The 19,818-nt window shown below is 71.3% G+C and carries 17 protein-coding genes and 7 tRNA genes; 11 read left to right on the top strand and 13 right to left on the bottom strand.

All coding sequences use genetic code 11. From position 1 onward, the window contains the following. Positions 1 to 2 precede the first annotated feature (2 nt). The 3 genes from secD to EJK15_RS71360 all read left to right on the top strand — a co-directional run bounded on the left by secD (position 3) and on the right by EJK15_RS71360 (position 4,947). Positions 3 to 2,234 (top strand): protein translocase subunit SecD, encoded by a 2,232-nt coding sequence (gene secD, locus EJK15_RS43080; RefSeq protein ID WP_138716249.1) that lies wholly within the window; start codon positions 3 to 5, stop codon positions 2,232 to 2,234. A gap of 165 nt (positions 2,235 to 2,399) precedes the next feature. After that, entirely contained in the window at positions 2,400 to 4,715 is a 2,316-nt protein-coding gene (locus tag EJK15_RS43075; protein WP_138716248.1) for a hypothetical protein, read from the top strand. A gap of 76 nt (positions 4,716 to 4,791) precedes the next feature. Continuing rightward, positions 4,792 to 4,947, top strand: a complete 156-nt coding sequence (locus EJK15_RS71360) for a hypothetical protein (protein ID WP_171074864.1) — start codon at positions 4,792 to 4,794, stop codon at positions 4,945 to 4,947. A 147-nt stretch (positions 4,948 to 5,094) separates the two neighbouring features. On the opposite strand, the gene EJK15_RS43070 is transcribed toward EJK15_RS71360, so the two are convergent. After that, on the bottom strand, positions 5,095 to 5,982 hold the full coding sequence (locus EJK15_RS43070; protein WP_420847133.1) for an endonuclease/exonuclease/phosphatase family protein: 888 nt from the start codon (positions 5,980 to 5,982) through the stop codon (positions 5,095 to 5,097). A gap of 159 nt (positions 5,983 to 6,141) precedes the next feature. Here EJK15_RS43070 and EJK15_RS76645 point away from each other — a divergent pair, with 159 nt between their 5' ends. The 4 genes from EJK15_RS76645 to fdhA all read left to right on the top strand — a co-directional run bounded on the left by EJK15_RS76645 (position 6,142) and on the right by fdhA (position 9,130). Further along, positions 6,142 to 6,267, top strand: coding sequence for a hypothetical protein (locus EJK15_RS76645; RefSeq protein WP_276615487.1), 126 nt, complete (start codon positions 6,142 to 6,144; stop codon positions 6,265 to 6,267). A gap of 121 nt (positions 6,268 to 6,388) precedes the next feature. Continuing rightward, positions 6,389 to 6,631: a hypothetical protein gene (locus EJK15_RS43065; RefSeq protein ID WP_138716246.1), complete on the top strand. Its 243-nt coding sequence runs from the start codon at positions 6,389 to 6,391 to the stop codon at positions 6,629 to 6,631. Positions 6,632 to 6,955: 324 nt separating this feature from the next. Continuing rightward, positions 6,956 to 7,849 carry an MIP/aquaporin family protein gene (locus EJK15_RS43060; protein ID WP_276615486.1) on the top strand — a complete coding sequence of 298 codons (894 nt, stop codon included), beginning with the start codon at positions 6,956 to 6,958 and terminating at the stop codon, positions 7,847 to 7,849. Between the two features lie 57 nt (positions 7,850 to 7,906). Beyond that, complete coding sequence (gene fdhA / locus EJK15_RS43055) at positions 7,907 to 9,130, top strand: formaldehyde dehydrogenase, glutathione-independent (protein ID WP_138716245.1); 1,224 nt, start codon at positions 7,907 to 7,909, stop codon at positions 9,128 to 9,130. A gap of 120 nt (positions 9,131 to 9,250) precedes the next feature. Here fdhA and EJK15_RS43050 read toward each other — a convergent pair whose 3' ends face one another. The 9 genes from EJK15_RS43050 to EJK15_RS43020 all read right to left on the bottom strand — a co-directional run bounded on the left by EJK15_RS43050 (position 9,251) and on the right by EJK15_RS43020 (position 12,167). Beyond that, a complete protein-coding gene (locus EJK15_RS43050; RefSeq protein WP_138716244.1) occupies positions 9,251 to 10,120 on the bottom strand; it encodes a nitroreductase/quinone reductase family protein in 870 nt (289 codons plus the stop codon). Positions 10,121 to 10,403: 283 nt separating this feature from the next. Beyond that, positions 10,404 to 10,472: transfer RNA gene (locus EJK15_RS71355), tRNA-OTHER, on the bottom strand. 40 nt (positions 10,473 to 10,512) lie between these two features. Further along, positions 10,513 to 10,593: transfer RNA gene (locus EJK15_RS71350), tRNA-Tyr, on the bottom strand. Positions 10,594 to 10,623: 30 nt separating this feature from the next. Further along, positions 10,624 to 10,698 (bottom strand) — tRNA-Arg (locus EJK15_RS43045). Positions 10,699 to 10,712: 14 nt separating this feature from the next. Beyond that, positions 10,713 to 10,785 (bottom strand) — tRNA-Glu (locus tag EJK15_RS43040). A gap of 21 nt (positions 10,786 to 10,806) precedes the next feature. After that, positions 10,807 to 10,879, bottom strand: a tRNA-Leu gene (locus EJK15_RS43035). A gap of 5 nt (positions 10,880 to 10,884) precedes the next feature. Continuing rightward, positions 10,885 to 10,956 (bottom strand) — tRNA-Gly (locus EJK15_RS43030). A gap of 1 nt (position 10,957) precedes the next feature. Beyond that, positions 10,958 to 11,028: transfer RNA gene (locus tag EJK15_RS43025), tRNA-Ala, on the bottom strand. 323 nt (positions 11,029 to 11,351) lie between these two features. Beyond that, positions 11,352 to 12,167 (bottom strand): SDR family NAD(P)-dependent oxidoreductase, encoded by an 816-nt coding sequence (locus EJK15_RS43020; protein ID WP_138716243.1) that lies wholly within the window; start codon positions 12,165 to 12,167, stop codon positions 11,352 to 11,354. Positions 12,168 to 12,275: 108 nt separating this feature from the next. On the opposite strand from EJK15_RS43020, the gene EJK15_RS43015 reads away from it, so the two are divergent. Together EJK15_RS43015 and EJK15_RS43010 are read left to right on the top strand one after the other, a co-directional pair. After that, positions 12,276 to 12,869, top strand: coding sequence for a TetR/AcrR family transcriptional regulator (locus EJK15_RS43015; RefSeq protein ID WP_138716242.1), 594 nt, complete (start codon positions 12,276 to 12,278; stop codon positions 12,867 to 12,869). A gap of 45 nt (positions 12,870 to 12,914) precedes the next feature. After that, complete coding sequence (locus EJK15_RS43010; protein ID WP_138716241.1) at positions 12,915 to 13,673, top strand: MerR family transcriptional regulator; 759 nt, start codon at positions 12,915 to 12,917, stop codon at positions 13,671 to 13,673. Positions 13,674 to 13,696: 23 nt separating this feature from the next. Here EJK15_RS43010 and EJK15_RS43005 read toward each other — a convergent pair whose 3' ends face one another. The 3 genes from EJK15_RS43005 to EJK15_RS42995 are packed head-to-tail and all read right to left on the bottom strand — an operon-like array spanning position 13,697 to position 17,261. Continuing rightward, positions 13,697 to 16,030, bottom strand: a complete 2,334-nt coding sequence (locus EJK15_RS43005; protein WP_138716240.1) for an FtsX-like permease family protein — start codon at positions 16,028 to 16,030, stop codon at positions 13,697 to 13,699. Then, positions 16,027 to 16,737: an ABC transporter ATP-binding protein gene (locus EJK15_RS43000; RefSeq protein ID WP_138716239.1), complete on the bottom strand. Its 711-nt coding sequence runs from the start codon at positions 16,735 to 16,737 to the stop codon at positions 16,027 to 16,029. Before EJK15_RS43000 ends, EJK15_RS43005 begins: the two co-directional genes overlap by 4 nt. Beyond that, positions 16,734 to 17,261 (bottom strand): PadR family transcriptional regulator, encoded by a 528-nt coding sequence (locus EJK15_RS42995; RefSeq protein ID WP_138716238.1) that lies wholly within the window; start codon positions 17,259 to 17,261, stop codon positions 16,734 to 16,736. The genes EJK15_RS43000 and EJK15_RS42995 overlap by 4 nt, the downstream gene beginning before the upstream one ends. 270 nt (positions 17,262 to 17,531) lie before the next feature. On the opposite strand from EJK15_RS42995, the gene EJK15_RS42990 reads away from it, so the two are divergent. Both EJK15_RS42990 and EJK15_RS42985 read left to right on the top strand, forming a co-directional pair. Next, entirely contained in the window at positions 17,532 to 18,785 is a 1,254-nt protein-coding gene (locus EJK15_RS42990) for an FAD-dependent monooxygenase (protein WP_138716237.1), read from the top strand. 255 nt (positions 18,786 to 19,040) lie between these two features. After that, positions 19,041 to 19,818 (top strand): lanthionine synthetase LanC family protein (locus EJK15_RS42985; RefSeq protein WP_276615485.1); only part of this gene is annotated, 778 nt, incomplete at its 3' end.

The raw sequence follows: 19,818 nt of genomic DNA, 5'->3' as shown, positions 1-19,818 counted from the left end.
CCATGTTCCGTGCGCCTGTTTGGCGTGCGGTGGCGGCGCTCGCCGTCATCGCGATCTCTTTAGCTCTCGCCCTCACCACCGCGCCGCGCCTGGGCCTGGACCTGCGCGGCGGTACCCAGCTCGTCTTCGAGGCGAAGGACTCGCCCACCGTCAAGGCCGATTCGGCCGCCACCGACCGCGCCCTTGACGTGCTCCGCCAGCGGGCGGACGCGCTTGGGGTGGTCGATCCCACCCTGGTCCGCTCCGGCGAGAAGCGGATCATCGTCGAGCTGCCCGGCGTGCTCGACCCGCGGCAGGCCGCCGAGGTCATCGGTCGTACCGCGCAGCTGGCCTTCCATCCCGTGCTCGGCGCGGCCGAGGCGGGCGACTCCGCGGCGGTCCGCGACGAGAACGGCGGCCTGCTGAAGCTCGGGCCCACGGCCATCAGCGGCGACGGCGTGAGCGACGCCGTCGAGCAGAGCGACCCGCAGCGCGGCCCCGGCTGGTGGGTACGCATCGAGTTCCGCGACGCCGGCGCCTGGCAGCGGCTGACCGGCGCGGCCGCGTGCGAGCCGCAGGGCGATGCCAAGCGCAGGATCGCCATCGTGCTCGACCAGGAGATCATCTCCTCGCCGCCGCTCGACCTGTCGGTTCCGTGCCGGACCGGCATCCCAGGCGGCGGCGCCGACATCACGGGTTCGTTCACCCACGAGGAGGCCCGCGACCTGGCCGTGCTGATCAAGGGCGGCGCGCTGCCGGTCCCGCTCGAGCTCGTCGAGCAGCGCACGGTCGGCCCGACGCTCGGCACGGCGGCCATCGAGGCCAGCGCCAAGGCGGCGGTCGTGGGGCTGCTGCTGACGGCCGCGTTCATCGTCGCCGTCTACCGGCTGTCCGGGCTGCTCGCGGCGGTGGCGCTGACCTGCTACGGCCTGATCTCGTACGCGGCGCTGGTGGCGATGGGCGCCACGTTCACGCTGCCGGGGCTGGCCGGGTTCGTGCTGGCGATCGGCATGGCCATCGACGCCAACGTGCTGGTATTCGAGCGGGCCAGGGAGGAGTACGGGCCGCAGCGCGGGCTCAGGCGCTCCCTGGACCTGGGGTTCAAGAACGCCTGGAGCGCGATCGCCGACTCCAACGTCACCACCCTGATCGCCGCCGGGCTGCTGTTCTGGCTGGCCTCCGGCCCGGTCAAGGGCTTCGGTGTGACGCTGGCGATCGGCGTGCTCGCCTCGCTGGTCTCGGCCATGCTGATCACCCGCGTGCTCGTCCAGGGCGTCATCGGGATGATCGGGCCGCGCGCGTCCGGGCTGGCCTCCCCGGGTGCCGTCCGGACCTGGCTGACGCGCAGGAACCCGCGGCTCATGCGGCACAGGACGTTGTGGCTGGCGATCGCGGGCGGGCTGGCGGCGGTGGCCGTGGCCGGGCTGCTCGTTCGCGGGCTGAACGTCGGCGTGGAGTTCACCGGCGGGCGGCTCGTGGAGTTCGCCACCTCGCAGCCGGTCCCGGCCGACGTGGCCGGCCAGGCGGTCGCCCGTGCCGGGTTCCCCACGGCGGTGGTGCAGTCCACCGGCGACGGCGTCACGGTACGGGCGGTGCGGCTCGGCCTGGACGAGGCGGCCAGGATCGAGCAGGCGCTGGAGGCGCACGGGGGAGAGGTGACCAAGCGGCGCGAGGAGTTCATCGGCCCCAGCCTGGGCGAGGAGCTGCGCCGCAACGCCCTCATCGCGCTCGGCGTCGCCGTGGTCATGCAGCTGCTCTACCTGGCGGCCAGATTCCGGTGGACGTTCGGCGCGGCGGCGGTCGTGGCGCTGCTGGTGGACGTGACCGTTGTGGTGGGGTTGTTCGCGTGGCTGGGCAAGCCCATCGACGGGATCTTCGTGGCCGCCATGCTGACGATCGTCGGCTACTCGGTCAACGACAAGGTGGTGGTGTTCGACCGGGTACGGGAGCTGTGGACGGCACGCGGCAAGGAGCCGTTCGCGACGGCGGTCGACGGGGCGATCCTGCAGACGCTGCCGCGTACCGTGAACACCGGGCTCGGCGCGCTGTTCATCCTGGTCGCGCTGATGGCATTCGGCGGCGACTCGCTGCGGGACTTCGCCATGGCGCTGGTGGCGGGCATCGTCGTGGGCACGCTGTCGTCAGCGTTCGTGGCCGGTCCGGCGGCCGTCGCGCTCGCCCGGTTCGACCGGCGTCCACCCGCCCCGCCCGTCAGGCGGACCGCCCCGCGCGAGGGCACGGGGGCGGTGGTCTGAGCCATACGTAGGGGGCAGGCGTCACAGGTCGCCGCGGCGCCAGGCTTCGGTCTCGGCTTCCACCGGATCGCATCCCGGCCTTGGCCGGCAGGCGACGAGGCTACGCTGATGTCAGTTTTACTGATGTAAACACAGAGAACCGAAGACGCTCGCGGGGTGAGGTGGGTGGATCACTCGCGGTGGCCCTCAGCGGGCCGGGTGCTCGCCGTGATGTCGGTGGTGCCGGTGGTCGCGGTGGCCGGGTGGTTGCTTGCCGGGGTGCCGCTGCTGCTGCTCGGCTGGTTCCACCCTGTGCCGGCCATTCTGCTCGGGGCCGGCCTGACTTTCCTGCTCGGCCGGTACGGCCTGCGGCGGCTGCCGGAGACGGTGGAGGCAACCGGCTGGCACACGGCGGCCGTGGTGGGCGTCGCCGCCGCCTCGGCCATGTTCAACGGGATCCTCCACACCGAGCAGTTGATCGTGCGCCGGGACCCGGCGACCTACGCGCAGTACGCCGTGTGGCTGGCAGAGCACGGCTCGCTGCCCATCCCGTTCGACCTCGCCGCGTTCGGCGGCCCCGACCCCGCGCTCCGCTTCGACAGCATGGGGTTCTACCAGTACGACGGCGCCGTCGTGCCGCAGTTCATGCCCGGCATGCCGCTCATCGGCGCCTTCGGCCACTGGCTGGGCGGGCTGGCGGGCGTGCTGCTGATGCCGCCGGTCCTGGGCGGCCTGGCGGTCCTGGCCTTCGCAGGCGTCGTCGCCCGCCTGGTCGGCGCCCGCTGGGCGGTCCTCGCCGCGCTGGTCTTCGCGGTGAGCATGCCCCTGATCTACACCTCGCGCAGCCTCTTCAGTGAGCCCTCGGCCGTGATCCTCCTGTTCGGCGGCGTGAGCCTCCTCCTGGATGCCCGCTACCGGCTCCGCTCGGGCGCGCTCGGCGTGGGCTTCCTCCCCGCCGCCTCGGCCCCCATGCTCGCCGAGGCCGCCGACCAGACCGCTCGAGGAGAGCTCCGCAGCCGCCCCGCCGGAAGCGTGCTCATGCGCGCCCTGCCCCTGGCCTGCGCCGCGCATCCGGGCGACACCCCGGCTTCGGGGCGCGGCCTGGTGGGGAGCCCGGTCGTGCGGGCCCTGGGGTGGGTCCGGGCGGTGCGGTCGGGCGACGCGGCGGCGTCGGCGGCGCTGGCGGGGCTGGTGTTCGGGCTGGCGTTGGCGGTCAGGATCGACGGGCTGCGCGATCTGCTGCCGGTGCTCGCGTACGCCGGGCTGCTGATCGCGCTGCGCCGCCACCAGGTCCGGCACAGGGCCGGGGACGGCGTGTCCGACGGGCGGCTCGGGCGGCCGCTGCTCGCGGGGCTCGCGGTGGGCGCGGGGGTCGGCTCCCTGGCGGCGTACCTGCTGGCCCGGCCCTACCTGGCGTACCTGTCGGGGTCGCTGAAACCGCTGCTCGTCATCTGCGCGGCCGTCCTGGCATTGACGATCGCGGGCACCGTCCTCGCGCCGCGCCTCGGAGCGAGGATCGCCCGCCTGGTACGCCGCCCGTCGAGGCGGACCGCGCGGCTGCTGCCCGCCCTGGCCGCGGGGCTGGTCGTACTGGCGATGGCCGGGTTCGCCGCGCGCCCGTGGGCGCAGACCGTGCGCCGCGCCCCGCTCACCCCGCAGGACGTCCTCACCGCCGACTTCATCGCCAAGACGCAGGCCGCCAACCACCTGCCGTCCGACCCCGGACGGCTGTACTACGAGGACTCGCTGTACTGGGTGTTCTGGTACGTGGGCGTCCCGATCGCAGTGCTCGCCACCCTGGCCGCCGCCGTGCTGGCGCGCCGCCTCGTCCGGGAGCGCGACTTCGTCTGGCTGCTCCCCCTGGCCGTCATCGGCTGGACCACGGTCACCACTCTGTGGCTGCCGTCGATCACCCCGGACCACCCCTGGGCCTCCCGCCGGCTCGTCCCGGTCGTCCTCCCGGGCCTGATCCTGCTCGCCGCCTGGGGGCTGCGCTGGGTCCGAAACCGGGCTTGGCGCATGGGGTACGGCCGCCGGGCGCAGCGGGCCCTGCTCGCGGCGGGCTGCTTGCTGCTGGTAGCCCCGGCCGCGGTGACCTCGATCGGGACCGCCTTCACCCCTGTCGAGCGGGGCGAGGCGGCCGCCGTCGCGGGGCTGTGCGCGGCGCTGCCCCGCGACGCCTCGGTGCTGATCGTCGAGCGGGTCACCGGCGACCGCTTCACCCAGCTCGTCCGCGGCATGTGCGGCCTGCCCACAGCCCGGGTGGTGCTCACCCCGGGCACCCACCTGCCCTCGCCGGCGAACGTCACCCGGCTGGCCGACCGCGTCAGACGGGCGGGCCGCGCCCCGGTCCTGCTCGCCGCGCAGGCGGACCAGGTCTCCCCGTACGGCGCCCCGGTGCAGGTGATGCGGCTGCGCACCGGGCAGGACGAGCGCTCGCTCACAGACCCGCCGAACGGCACCTGGTCCCTGTCGGTCGATGTCTGGATGACGCTTCCGTAACCGTTTGGCTCGGCGATGTGCGCTGGTTCCGTCCCCACCGCCTGCCCGCCCGTACACCGATGGCGAGCTGCGGAAGGTGAACGCGCCGACCCAGATCCTCGTCGGGGTGCGCTACCGGCTGTTGCGCCCCGCCGCCGCGCTGGAGCGGGCCCACCGTCTCATCCCCGGCCTGGAGCGGGCGGAGATCGTCGCAGGTGCGGGACACGGCCGGCCCAGGAACGGCCGGAGCTGACCAGCGCACGGATTCTGGCCTTCGCCGACCGGCCAAGAGGCAGAGATCGAGCAGAGCAGCGCCGTTTTCGCCGAGGCATTCCTCCGCGCTCCGGCCGCGTCCGGGAACGGCGCGAGACGACCGCGGACCCCCGGTCGCCGGTGAATGTCAGAGCTTGATGCGGGCTGCGACCGGCAGGTGGTCGCTGCCGGTGGCGGGCAGGGTCCAGGTGGTGACAGGAGTCGCCGCGCGGGTCATGACGTGGTCGATCCGGGCGATGGGGAAGGCGGCGGGCCAGCTGAAGCCGAAGCCCTCCTCCGCCGGGGTCATCCGGGAGGTGACCGGAGCCAGGCCGCGGTCATCGAGGGTGCTGTTGAAGTCGCCCAGCAGAACGATCCTGTTCAGTTCTTCCGCGGCGATGGCCGCGCCCAGTGCGGCGGCGCTCTCGTCCCTCCAGCCGGAGCCGAAGCCGTCCGGCAGTCGGATACGGATCGAGGGCAGGTGGGCGACGTACACGGCCATGTCGCCGGATGGGGTCCGTACGGTGGACCGCATCCCTCGGTTCCAGTCTCCCCCGACATCCAGCGGCCGGATGTCCACCGGCCGGGAGTCCGCAAGGGGATATCTGGACCAGAGTCCGACGGTGCCCACGACGGCGTGGTGGGGATGTCCGGGCGCGAGGGCGGCCTCGTAGACGGGCAGGGCGTCAGGCATCAACTCCTCCAAAGCGATGAGGTCGGCCCCGGCCTGGGCCAGGGCTCGCGCGGTTCCTTCGGGATCGGGGTTCTCGTCGCTGACGTTGTGCTGGAGGACGGTCAGGTCGTGAGCCGCACCCCGATCAGCGGGTAGCAACCGCTCACCGAAGAGGGTGGCCCAGACCGCTGCGGGCAGCACCAGGGAAGCCATCGCGGTGGCCGAGCGACGCAGCAGTGCCAGGACCAGCAGCACGGGAACGGCCAAGCCACCCCAGGGAAGGAAGGTCTCCAGCAGGCTGCCGAGATTGCCCACGGTGTTGGGCACGACGCCGGGGAACGCCAGCAGCCCGGCCACCAGCATGGCAACCGATGCGAGGACCCGCCCGCCCGTCCAGGTCGTCCGGGCCGGCACGTCCCCGCCCCGACGCCACCGGCCGATGCGACAAGGGCGCCTCCCCGCGGCACGAACCTTCCGATCTTCGATGCTCATACGCCCGACCGTACGGGTCACTGTCTGTCCTTGTGCACCGCCGGCCAAGGCCAGGTGATGGTGAGCAGCTCGCCGGGCGGTGATCCCCTGGCCAAGTTCGGCGAAGAGTTCGTCATCCACGCGCGGATATTTCTGGACGTATCCCTCCGGCTGTAGCGCGGCGTTGCCACCAGGGAACGGATCTCCAAGATTCTGATCTTCCAACCGACCTCCAACCGCCGCACAACCGCGCACTGATCGACTCTTCCGTGTCCGGACGAACGAAGAGGAGTCATCGATGTCGCGATTCCGCAGGATGGGCGGGCGGTTCATCGCCGCCTTGGTCGGCGTCTTCGCCGCTGCCCTGATCAGCGCCGCTGTCGCCGCCCCCGCCCACGCACTGCCCCCCTGGTACGTTGGCGACGACATTGGCATGGATGTGGACACCAACCGCGTCTACTACGAGGACGGCCGCCCCTACGTGATCAGCTATTGCTGGTCTTATGAGTGGGGCCTCATGCCCTGCGGCCGATACCTGTGACCTGCCGCCCTCGGAACCCGCAAGGGTTCCGGGGGCGCGGGGGTCAGAGAGATACGGCGCTCGGGGAGAACCTGGCCCGCAGTTCGTCGCCGTCGGTCGTCATCAGGGAGAGTGCTTTTGCACCGTAAAGATCGTCCCCTTGAGGTTGATGGACGACGCATGAGTCTTTGGAGCTCAGGACACGTTCGGGAGAACACCCCCGGCTCCAGGCGGCCGTCGCTCGGGCCTTTTAAGCAGCTCGGAGCCTGATCTGAAGAAGGGGCGCCATAACTTCAGGGTATATATTCGAATTTAGGGAGGAAACCATCGTCATCGGGGGTTGCGATGGTTGGAGACCTGCCGCGACGGCTCGTCGCAGAAGCCATCGGAACGATGCTGCTGATCCTCTTCGGCGCAGGATCGGTCGTGGCGGCACTCGCTCTCGGTAAAGGTGAGCTGGACTATGCCGGACTCGGCTTCATCTCGCTGTCGTTCGCCGTGGTCGTCGCGATCGTCATCTACGCGTTCGGCACCACGTCGGGGGCGCACATCAATCCAGCGGTCACCATCGCTCTCGCCGTGGGGCGCCGGTTTCCGTGGGCCGAGGTGCCGTTCTACATCGTCGCTCAGCTCGTCGGCGCGTTCGCCGGCGGGCTGCTCATCGTGGGCGGATTCGGCCGGCGGGCGATCGAGCAGGGCGGCGTCGGGCTGACCCGGCTGGGCGAGGGCTCGACCTACGCGCAGGGGATCCTGCTCGAGGCGCTCGGGACGTTCCTGCTGCTGCTCACGATCATGGCTCTGGCGGTCGACCGCCGGGCGCCGAGCGGCTGGTCCGGTCTGATGATCGGACTGGCCGTGGCGGGCCAGATCTTCGTGATCGGTCCGGCGACGGGCGGCTCGATCAATCCGGCCCGAACCTTCGGGCCCTATCTGACGAACAGCCTGTTCGGCGGCGACACGCCATGGACGCAGATGGGCGTCTACATCGCCGGGCCGATCATCGGCGCGGTGCTGGCCGTCATCGTGTACGACCTGGTCGCCCGCCCGGCCCGCGAGGTGCCCGAGGTGGCCGAGCAGGGCGCCGCCGGGGAGATCACCGGTGCCCGGGAGCCGCAGGCCGGGGAGATCCGGCAGGGGCTGGCGGGTCAGATCCCGGAGGCCCGCGCACCGCAGGACGAAAAGATCCGGGACCGTGTGGGGCACGGCCGCCGGCGCTGGCGTCCCGGCCGGGGGAGGTGATCCATGATTCCGTGAACGACCGCTCATCCGTCACTGTCGAGCAAAGAAGGGATCGTCATGCCTGGCAACAGGGGAGTCATATACGACGGTCCGGGCAAGGTCGAGGTACGCGAGACCGACTACCCCGAATTCGAGCTCAAGGACGGCCCCGGGGTGAACCGGGCCAACATCGGCCGCAAACTGCCACACGCCGCGATACTCAAGACGGTCGCGACGAACATCTGCGGCAGCGATCAGCACATGGTCCGCGGGCGTACCACAGCCCCCCAGGGCCTCGTCCTCGGCCACGAGATCACTGGTGAGGTCGCCGAGACCGGTCCCGATGTGGAGTACATCAAGACCGGCGACCTCGTGTCCGTACCGTTCAACATCGCCTGCGGCCGCTGCCGCAACTGCAAGGAGGGCAACACCGGAGTCTGTGAGAACGTGAACCCGGACCGGCCGGGCTCGGCGTACGGCTATGTCGACATGGGCGGCTGGGTCGGTGGACAGGCCGAGTACGTCCTGGTTCCCTACGCCGACTGGAACCTGCTGAAGTTCCCCGACAAGGACCGGGCGATGGAGAAGATCCTTGACCTGGCCATGCTCGCGGACATCTTCCCGACCGGGTTCCACGGCTGCGTGAGCGCGGGGGTGAAGCCGGGATCGAGCGTCTACATCGCCGGCGCCGGCCCCGTCGGGCTCGCGGCGGCCGCCTCGGCGTTCCTGCTCGGGGCCGCCGTGGTCATCGTCGCCGACCTGAACAAGGAGCGGCTCGACCAGGCGCACAGCTTCGGCTGCGAGACCATCAACGTCGCCCTGGGCGAGCCGAAGGATCAGATCATGCACATCCTCCGCGAACCCGAGGTGGACTGCGCCGTCGACGCGGTCGGCTTCGAGGCGCGTGGTCACGGCCACGAGTCGGAGGTGGAGCGTCCCGCCACCGTCCTCAACACGCTCATGGACGTCACCAGAGCGGGTGGCGCGCTCGGCATCCCCGGCCTGTACGTGACGGGAGACCCGGGCGCGGAGGACGAGGCGGCCAAGCATGGGGCGCTGTCCATCCGGATCGGTCTCGGCTGGGCGAAGTCGCACAGCTTCGTCACCGGCCAGTGCCCTGTCATGCGGTACAACCGCCAGCTCATGCAGGCGATCCTGCACGACCGGGTGCAGATCGCGAAGGCGGTCAACGCCACGCCGATCCCGCTTGACCAGGCGCCGCAGGGATACCACGAATTCGACGAGGGAGCCGCACGCAAGTACGTACTCGACCCGCACGGCATGCTGACCAGGGCGGCCTAGCCCGCCCAGCCGGCGAGCCGTCCGGCGCCGAACACGCGAAGTCGACGGCCTGCTGGACGGCCTCGAAGCCAGGCCGTCCAGCAGGCCAGGAAGGCCGTGGCTGCGGAACCACGGGTGGTGTCAGTTGAGCAGCGGTACGAGCTGCTCCTCCTCGTAGTCCAGGTGCGCCTCCAGCTCCTTGGTGAGCCGGTTCACCTCGCTCAGCAGCGCCTCCGGGGCGACGTCGTCTGCCGCGAGGAGGTCCTGCAGTTGCTCGAGGAGTCGCTGCACGACTATGTGTTCGGCCCGCAGTCGCTCCAGCGTCGGGCCCAGCTCCGGATAGCGCTCCTCCAGCGCGGGGAACATGGAACCGTCCTCGCGCGAATGGTGCTCGTGCAGGCCCTGGCACATGGTCAGGCAATTCACGCGAAGTTGCGCGGCCACGCGCGGGCCCGAGGCGGCGACCTCCTTGCGGATCAGGGCCAGCTCGCGGCGGAAGGCGCCGTGGATCTTCCTGAGCGCGTCGCCCATGGGCCCGGCGGGCGGCCCGCCGTCGCCGCCCACGCCGCCGTGCGCCGACAGGGCGGCCAGCGTGTGAGTGCCCGCGGTCGGGAGGAGCGCGACCACGGGCAGGACGCGGCCCGACCGGTCCTGGTACGCGCCCCACCCGGGATCCGCCTCCACGGCGCGGGCGAACATGCGGTCCCGCTCCTCGCCCTCCAGCACGACCGCCGTCGCCTGGTAGGCGAAGGTGCCGTCCTCCACGTTGATCTGGGGGTTGGCGCGCAGATTGTGGTACCAGGCCGGGTGCGCGGGCGCGCCGCCGGCCGAGGCGATGATCAAGAGGCGGTCGCCGTCGGGCAGGTAGCCGAGTGGAGTCGTACGGCGGGCGCCCGTCTTCGCTCCGACGGTGGTCAGCAGGAGCAGCCTGGCTCCTTCGAAGGGGCCGCCGACCTGCCCCTGGTTGGCGCGGAAGTCGTCGATGATCTGCTGGTTGAAGTCAATGGGCATGCGTGTTCTGGCTCCATGCGGGATTGGCGTCGATGACAAGGAAACCCGCACGGCATGCCGAAAAGGGCGGGCCGACTACTCCGCCGAGGGCATGGGAAGGCGCGCGGGGACTATGCGCTCAGGCACGACCGGTAGGTGTGGTCACGGTGTCATCCCCTTTGATTCGGCGCCTCCATGCCGCCGCCGTCCTCCGGGCGGCGTCACGCGACGCGACGATCATTACACGCGCTCCCCGCGAAATCTGTCAAGCCGGATACGGCTCCACAGCGGAAGATCATCGAAGAGACGCAGGCGAGAGTCGAACTCGCTGAACGGGCTTTGCAGGCCTGCTTCCGCACCGGCGAACTGCGCCAAAAAATCCGCCCCGGCCCCCACGATGGCGAGGCGGACCGTGCGCGAGGACGGAGTCGAACCGCCACAGCCGAAGCGTCCGGTTTACGGCCGGGTGGGCTCCCCGTGTGCCCAGCTCGCGCGAGAGAAAATGTGTGCGTAACACATTCAAGTAGCCCCAGCAGGATTTGAACCTGCAACAGACCCGGCTTCGTAGGCCGGCGCTCTATCCATTGAGCTATAGGGCCGGAAATTGGCGTCGTACCCCGTACCGGACTCGAACCGGCGTTTTCCCGGTTGAAAGCCGGGCGTCCTGACCGCTAGACCAACGGGGCGCACCTCGAAAGGGAGGTTCGTACGTCCGGCGGGATTCGAACCCGCACCGTCCGGCTCCTGAGGCCGGTGCCTCTCCCATTGGGCTACGGACGCTTCAGAGCCGCAGCGGGGACTCGAACCCCGTCCTGCTGATTGGAAGCCAGCTGCCTTACCTGTTCGGCCTCTGCGGCGTGGACCGACAGGGACTTGAACCCTGAACCCCTGCTTGCAAGGCAGGTGTGATGCCTTTTCACCATCAGCCCATCGATGTCTTCCGCTGTGGAGTTGTCAAAAGCAAGGAAAGAGAAAGGCCGCCCGGGTATGTCCCTGGCGGCCTCCGGATCATCCTTGGCGAGGATTACCCCGAAGCCTGCCCGATGAGCGCGCAGCCGGACACCGCAGGCCGGCGACATAGGCACCGTTCCTGCCCGAGTGCGGCGGCTGCGTAGCGCATGACTGGCCTTTCCTGACGTTGCGGGGGGGCGGCTGGAATCCGCCCCGTCCTTTCGCTGTTATCCACGGTAACGGGGGGCATTCGGTGAATGCCACTCATTTATCATGAGGACGCGTTCGCGGCCGTTTCGGTTCAGCCCGGCGCTTTGCGGCTGAGGTGCTCCCAGGCGCGGTATTCCCCGGTGCGGGCCTGCTCCATCTCCTGAACCAGGTCGTAGGACCGGCCGCCGACGATCAGCCGCAGGGGCGGGTCGGGCAGGTCGACCAGCTCCATGATGACGGGCGCGGCGGTGCTCGGGCCGGGGCCGGCGTCGTCGCCCCACATCTCGGCCAGCCTGGCCCGCAGCGGGTCGTAGGCCGGGTCGGGCTCGGTCGTGGTGGTGCCCGTGGTGAACAGGCCCGTGTCGTACCCGCCCGGCTGGACGATGGTGACCTTGATGCCGAACGGCTCCACCTCCATGGCCAGCGCCTGGCTGATCGAGTCGAGCGCCGACTTGCCGCCCGCGTAGAAGCCGGTCGAGGCGAAGCCGCCGCCCGTGCCCATCGTCGTGACCTGCAGGATGTGGCCGGAGCCCTGGGCCCGCAGGTGCGGGATGACGGCCTGGGCGACCCAGATCGCGCCGAACAGGTTGACGTCGAGATGGGCCCTGATCTGCTCCTCGGTGGCCTCCTCGACCATGCCGAACAGCATCCCGCCGGCGTTGTTGACCACGATGTCGAGCCGGCCGAACGCGGCCGCCGCCCGGTCCACGCCCTCCTGCACGGCGGCGCGGTCGGACACGTCGAGCGGCAGCCGTACGAGATTGTCCGGATATCTCTGGACCAAGTCCGACAGCGGCTCGACGTCCCGCGCGGCGCCCACGACGCGATCCCCCGCCTCTAGCGCCGCCTCCGCGAACGCCCTGCCCAGTCCCCGCGACGCACCCGTGATGAGCCATACCCGAGTCATGGGGCTCCACCTCCTCCGATAGCGATTGCGAGACGAGACGGTACGTCTTGCAAGATGTACATGTCAAGACGGCACGTCTCGTCTCGTTTGCGTGATAGGCTTCGCCGCATGTCCAAGCAGCCGAACCCGGCGCGCCGCAGCGAGCGGTCGCGGCAGTCCATCCTCGCCGCCGCCCGCGAGCTGGTCTCCGAAGTGGGATACGCCAAGCTGTCGATCGAGGCCATCGCCGCGCGGGCCGGCGTGGGCAAGCAGACGATCTACCGGTGGTGGCCCTCCAAAGGGGCGGTGGTCTTCGACTCCTTCCTGGCTCTGAGCGAGGTGGGTCCGGAGGAGAGCATGGCGCTGCCCGACACCGGCGACATCGAAGCCGACCTGAAGGTCGTCATGCGGGCGACGGTGGGCGAGTTCGCCGATCCGGAGTTCGAGGCGCCGATCCGGGCGCTCAACACCGAGATCATCAACGATCCCGGCCTCGCCGCGCAGTACCGGCAGAAGCTGGCGGGCCCGGTCGACGAGGCCAAGAAGGCCCGGCTGCGCAGCGCCCAGCAGGCCGGGCAGATCGCCGCGGACGCCGACCTCGACCTGGCGCTCGAGCTGCTGTACGCCCCCCTCTACCAGCGCTGGCTGCTGCGCACGGGCCCGCTGACCCCCGAGTACGCCGACGCGCTGGTCGATCACGTGCTCAAAGCGCTGCGACCGTGAAACCCCGTTTGACCTTGACGCCACGTCAACGTCTTTAATGGAGGCATGCGGATCGGAGAGCTCGCCACGCTGCTCGGAGTGTCGACCCGGACGGTGCGCTACTACCACCACCAGGGCGTCCTGCCCGAGCCGCCCCGCCTGGCCAACGGCTACCGCGAGTACGGCATGCGCGACGCCATCGCCCTGGCCCGCGTCCGCCGCCTCGTCGCGCTCGGGCTGAGCCTGGACGAGGCGCGCGACGTCATCGCCGACGACCGCTCCAGGGAACTGCCCGAGATCCTCGCGGAGATCGACGCGGACCTGGCCAGGCAGGAGCAGGAGATCCAGGTCAGGCGGCAGCGGCTGGCCGAGGTGCTCCAGCAGGCCGAGGCAGGGACACTGGGCCCGGAGGACACCGCCTCGCCCGACCTGCTGGCCTTCCTGCGCGCGGTCGACCTGCCCGCGTCGAAGGCGGCCGCCTGGGATCGCGAGATGCTGGTGCTGATGGACACCGTGGCGGCGGACCCCGAGAGGGGACGCGCCTTCGCGATGTTCGAGACGCTCGCCGCCGATCCGGAGGCGACGGAGCGCGGGCACGAGTTCTACCGGCGGCTCGACGAGCTGGCCGGCGCCGAGCCCGGCGACCCGAGGATCGCGCCCTTGGCGGCGACGCTCGCCGAGTACAGCCTGCGGCACATGCGGCCCGCCGCCGCGCCGGGCCCGCCCGGCTTCGACGCCGAGGTGATCGAGCCGTTCCTCGACGGTCTCGCCCCCGCCCAGGCGGAGGTGGTGCGGCAGGCGGTCCGCCTCATCGCCGGTGGCTGACCTCGCCCCCGCAAAGGTGATTCCTATTCGAAACGCGCGTTGTCGGGCGCGGTCATGCGCTTGAGCAGCGGCAGCGCGGTGGCGATCACCAGCAGGGAGGCGAGCAGCCCGCCACCGACGGTCAGGAAGTAGCCGGGCTCGGGCAGCGCCGCCGGCGCACTCTTGATCGCGAGCTGGTCGATCATCGGCCCCGCCACGCCGAGGCCCGCACCCGCCGCGAGCACGGCGGCCACGACCAGGGGCACGGCCGATTCGAGCAGCACCACCGTGGACAGGGTGCGCGTCGGCGTGCCGCACAGCCGCAGCAGGGTGAACGACTGCCTGCGCTCCACCAGCCCGCCGGCGACCGCCACGAGGAGGCCGCAGCCCGCGACGAGCAGGGTCAGCACCACGATGGCCACCGCGATGCGCTCCGCCTGGTCCAGCAGAACCGCCCTGACCTGGGCGACCTCGGCGAAGGTTTGCGGCGTTTCGGTGCTGCCCGATCTGGCCAGGTACGTCGCCAGCAGCGTGCGGACCTGCTCGCGGACCGCCGGGTCGTCCGTGCCGATCAGCACCGCCGCCAGGCCCAGGCCCGTGACGGGCGTGGAGACGGCCGGGCTCTTCGCATGAACGAGCGGGAGCTCCCTGTCGACCGTCAGCATGTTGTCGCTGGTCAGCAGGCGGGAGAAGCGGGTCGCCACGGCGCCGGCGCCCGCGGCGCACCGCCCCAGCGCGGGGAAACGGGCCAGGCTCTCGCACTCGACGACGTTGCTGAGCAGGAAATCCTGCTCGCACAAGACGCCGGGGGCGCATTCCGGCAGGAGCTCGAGCTTGGGCGGGGGCTCGGGGACGTCCGCCCGCGAGTAGACCGGCAGCACAGTGACACGGGGGTGGGCGCGCAGCTTGGTGAGGAGCTCGGCCCCGGTCTCCGGCGACAGGGCTTGGTCGTCGTCGCGACGAGCTTGGTCGTCGCGACCGGCTTGGTCGTCGCGACCGGCTTGGTCCTCGCGACCGAACGAAGCACGCAGCACGTTGCTCAGCGTGCCGCCCCCCGCCGCCTGCTGGCCTGAGACGACCGCCGGGACGATCCCGGCGACCGCCGTGCCGATGAAGACCGCCAGCACGATGCCGTTCACGGAGCGGAAGGCCGCCTTCGGGTCGGCCGCCAGCCGCTGCGCGGCCAGCAGCGTCGCGGCGCCGCGGGTGAATCGGGCGGCCAGCCGCGCGGCCAGCATCGTCAGCCAGGGCCCGCCCACGACCAGCCCCACCATGATCAGTGCGAGGCCGGCGTCGACCAGCACGGCGTTCGGATCGTTGCCGTCGCCCCAGAACACCGGGCTCGCGAACAGGCCCAGGCCGGCCAGCAACGGGAGCACCCGCCACCACCCCGGCGCGGACGCCCGCACCTTCCGTGCCGCGCCCAGTGGCGAGATCCGCACCCGGCGCAGCGACCACAGGGCGGCGCAGGCCGCGGCGACCGGCACGCCGGCCAGCACGGCGGCGTACTGGAGCGCGGTCGGGGCGACCACTTCGGGGAAGAAGCGGGAACCGGTGATCGTCACGGCGGCGACGGCGGGCCGTACCGCCTGGAAGATCGCGATCCCGGCCAGCGTGCCGAGCAGAGCCCCCACCGCCGCGTCCACCGACGCGATGGCGTTGATCTGCCGTGACGTGGCGCCCACCAGCCTGATCGCCGCGAACCGCGCCTCGCGGCGGGCGGCGGCCAGCCGCGTGGCCGTGCCGATGAGCACGAGCAGCGGCACGATCAGGCCGATCGCGGCCAGGCCGAACCCGTGCCCGTACAGCGCCGTGGTGTCGTCGGCGACGGGCCCGGTGGCGATGGTGTCGACCTGGATGGTGCCGCCCATGGCGGCGACCTGGACGGGCGCCTGCCCTAGGACGATGACCAGGTCGTCGGGTCCGGACAGCGCCGCTGCGCCGATGAGGCCGGCCCGCGTGCCGGGGAAGCGGTCGGCGAGCTGCTCGCGCGGCACCGAGTCCAGCAGCTCGGCCAGGGCGGGCGAGACGTAGTACCGGCCCGCGCCGGGCATGCTGGGAATGCCCGGTACGGCGGGCGCCTGCGGGCCGAGCGCGGCCACGTCCAGCCGCTTGATGGTGCGGCCCGCGTAGAAGTCCTGGCGGTAGTTCCACAGGGCGGCGTCCGGCGTGGCGCCCAGGGTCCGGCCGCTGGGCGCCGAGCCGGTGGTGCACTCCCAGCACGGGCGGCCGGCGGTGGCTTTGAAGGCGTTGAACAGCGACAGCGTGCACAGCAGCACCACGACGCCGGTCGCGACGGCAGCGGTGACCAGCACCAGCCGGACGGCCGCCTCCCTGCCGCCGCGCAGCGACAGCCGCAGCCCCAGCCAGATCATCATCGGGCGACCCCGCTGGCGTACGGGTCGGTGACCCGGCCGTCGCGGACGATGACCTCCCGGTCGGCGCAGGCGGCCACGCGGGCGTCGTGGGTCACCACGATCACCGTCGTGCCCTCCTGGCGGGCCAGGCCGACCAGCAGCTCCATGACCCGCTCGCCGGTGAGCGAGTCGAGCGCGCCGGTCGGCTCGTCGGCGAACACCACCTGGGGCCCCGTCACGAGCGCCCTGGCGATCGCCACCCGCTGCGCCTGGCCGCCCGACAGCTCCCCGGTACGCCGCTCGCGCAGCTCCGCCAGCTCCAGCCGCTCCAGCCAGGAAACGGCCCGCCGGTAGGCCTGGCGGCGCCGGACCCGGCCGAGCAGCAGCGGCAGGGCGACGTTGTCGGCCACGGTCAGCTCCGGCACCAGCTGGCCGAACTGGAAGACGAAGCCGAACGCGGTGCGCCGCAGCTCCGACCGCCTGGCGTCGCTGAGCGTGTCCAGCCGCCGCCCGTCGAACCACACCTCGCCCGCGTCCGGGGTGAAGATGCCGGCCAGGCAGTGCAGCAGCGTCGATTTCCCTGAGCCGCTCGGGCCCATGATCGCCATGATCTCCCCGGCCGCGACCGACACCCCGGCCTCGCGCAGCGCGGGCGTGCGGCCGTACGAGCGGGTGATCGCGCGGGCCTCGATCAGCGGGCCCGTCACGGGAAGGCCGTCGATGGTCATGAGGGGCGCACCGTCTGCGCCAGCGCGGTCAGCCGGGCGGAGGTGACGTCGATCCACCGCAGGTCGGCCTCCAAATGGAACAGGCCGTGATCGGCCAGCAGCGCGTCCACCAGAGCGCCGCCGCGCTTGATCTCGGCGAGCTCGCGCATGCGCCGCATGTGCGTCGCGCGCTGGGCGTCGAGATAGCCCGCCGCGTCCTGCCCCAGCATCAGCGCCAGCACGACCTTGGTGAACAGCACCGTCTGCAGGTACGGCTCCGCCTCCACCGGCTCGCCCAGCCACGCCTCGACCTCCTGCTTGCCGACGGGGGTGATGGCGTACCGCTTGCGGTCCGGCCCGGCGCCGGGCTCGCTCTGCCCGGCGGTGACCTTGCCGTCCCTTGCCAGCCGGCCGAGCGTGGAATACACCTGGCCGAAGGGCAGCGGCTTGCCCCTGCCGAAGTAGGTGTCGTAGTCGCGTTTCAGGTCATACCCGTAGCTCGGCTCGCGGTCGAGCAGGCCGAGCAGGGCAAGAGGAACACTCATGCCGAGGACTATATACCGAGGGTATACTCGCCGCGCTGCCGGCCTGACCACGCCATCCCCCTCATGCTGTGCGGGCCGAGTGACCGGGAACATTTGTCCAATCCGCCGGCGTGCAAGGGCGGCGACACTCTGCCCATGAAGGATCCGCCGCGGACCGCCGCGTCCCTCCTGGCCTTCACCGCGATCCACGTCCCACCGGCGGACCGAACGAGACGATTGCACTGATCACTCTCAGCTACGATTACCTATCGTAAGTAAGAAGGCATGCTCATGCGGATTCTCATCTCCGGCGCCAGCGTCGCCGGTCCGGTGCTGGCGTACTGGCTCACCAGGCACGGCTTCTCCGTCACCGTCGTCGAGCGCGCGCCGGCTCTGCGCAAGACCGGCGGCCACGCGGTCGACCTGTTCCGGCCCGCGGTGGACATCTCGGAGAAGATGGGCGTGCTCCCGCGCGTCGTGGAGCGGGCCACCGGCACGAACCGGATGGCCATCTACCGGGAGGGCTCACGGCGTCCCGTCCGGGTGGACCTCTCCAAGATCTTCAGCGGCACCTCCGCCCGGCACGTCGAGATCATGCGCGACGACCTGAGCGAGATCTACTACGACGCCGCGCGCGACGACGTCGAGTACGTCTTCGACGACTCGATCACCGCGATCTCGCCCGACGGCGAGGTGCGGTTCGAGAACTCCGCGCCGCGCCGCTTCGACCTCGTCGCCGGCGCGGACGGGCTGCACTCCAACGTGCGCCGCCTCGTCTTCGGCGATGAGTCCCGCCTCAGCGCCTTCATCGGGGCCTACCTCGGGGTGCTGACCCTGCCCAACACCTCCGGCCTCGACGGCGAGCTCCTCATCCACGTCGGCGTCGGCCGCACTGCCGGCATGTACGGCGCGCGGCACCTCGGCGAGGCGCGGGCGTTGTTCCTCTTCCGCAGCGAGCGCGAGCTCGACTACCACCACCGCGACGTGCCCCGGCAGAAGGAGCTGCTGCGCGGCGCGTTCGACGGCGTCCACGCCGACGTGGACCGCTGGCTGGACGAGCTCGACCGCACCCCGGCATTCTACTTCGACTCGATCACCCAGCTCCGCATGGACACCTGGTCGCGCGGGAGGGTGACGCTCGTCGGAGACGCGGGCTACTGCCCCGGCCCGGCCGTCGGCGGCAGCACCAGCCTGGCCGTCGTCGGCGCGTACGTCCTCGCCGGGGAGCTGGCGCGAGCGGGCGGCGACCACGAGCGCGCCTTCCCCGCCTACGAGCGCGCGATGGCGGAGCACGTGCGCGGCAGCCGCGCAGTCGCGCTCAGCGCGGCGAACACCCTGATCCCCACGTCCCGCCTGGGCGTGTGGGGACTGGCCCAGGGCGCCCGTCTGCTCTCCGCCCTGCCCGCGGGACCCAGCCGCGCCCTCATGCGCCTCACCACCAAGAGCGCACGCCTCTACAACTCCATGACCGTCGACGACTACCCGCCGTCGCCCACCGCATCAGGAGGCCAGGTCGGCCTCGCGGGCGGCCCGGGGGTCCGGTAGTAATGGCTGTGAATCCACAGATGTTGCTGCCGACCTGCGCAGACTCCTTGGGGAAACACGATCACGGTACGGCGGGCCAAGTTCCGCTCACGCAGGTCAGACCCATATCCGTTGGATTTTCCGCGATTGCTACCGGGACCCCGGTTCAGTCGACTCGGTTGCCGCGGGCCGGGCGATCTGCTGGAAATCAGGCAAGGACTCAACGACAGGACATGAATACCTGATTTTCCTACCAAATGTGTGGGATACTCAAGCATGGGTTTGGACAGGACCCGCTCGCCCAGCGAGCGTGCCGAGACACCCCTGACCGCCGCCATCCTGGCCGGGCGATGGATACGCTCCGCCGCCGTGAACGACGTGCGCGGGCGGTACTGGATCGCCAACCCCGACGCCCGGGCCAGGTCGGCGCTCGCCGCCGCCGAGCCAGGGTCTCTCTACGCTGGGGCGGCCGGGATCGTGCTGTTCTTCCTGGAGCTGGCGGCGGCGACCGGTCACGAGGCGTACTTGCAGGACGCCCGCGAGGGTGCCCGCTACCTCGCCGCCACGTGGCGGGAGCAGGCCGACCTGTCCCTCTACCACGGCTTGAGCGGCATCGTCGTGGCGCTGATCGAGGCCGGGTGGGTGCTGGGCGACGGCGGCTTGGAGCAGGAGGCCGTGGACGTGGCCGAGCACATCGTCCGTGCGGCCCGCCCGCTGGACGGTGGCCCGGGGTGGACGGGTGATCCCGCTCAGCGTGGTGATGGCGGGATCGTGCTCGGGCTGCTGCGCGCCGCCACCGCGCTGGGCGTGCCGGCGTATGAGGAGATCGCGGTGGCGGCGGGGGAGCGCATCGCCGCCTTGGCCGTCCCCGGCCACCGCTTCGGCGACTGCCCGGATCTGCCCGTGGACGCCGTCACGCCGGGATTTCTCGCCGGCACGGCCGGCACGGCCTTCCTCCTGGCCCGCCTGTACGGCGTCACCGGCGAGCGGCGCTTCCTGGAGGCGGCGGGCCGGGGCGCCGGTTTCGTCCGCGAGGTCAGCGTCGTGACCGACC

It is taken from the genome of Nonomuraea basaltis (genome assembly GCF_005893125.1).
GTDB classification, from domain to species: domain Bacteria; phylum Actinomycetota; class Actinomycetes; order Streptosporangiales; family Streptosporangiaceae; genus Nonomuraea; species Nonomuraea basaltis.
Note: the sequence above shows the minus strand (reverse complement) of the source record. Positions and strands in the feature narration are given on the sequence as shown.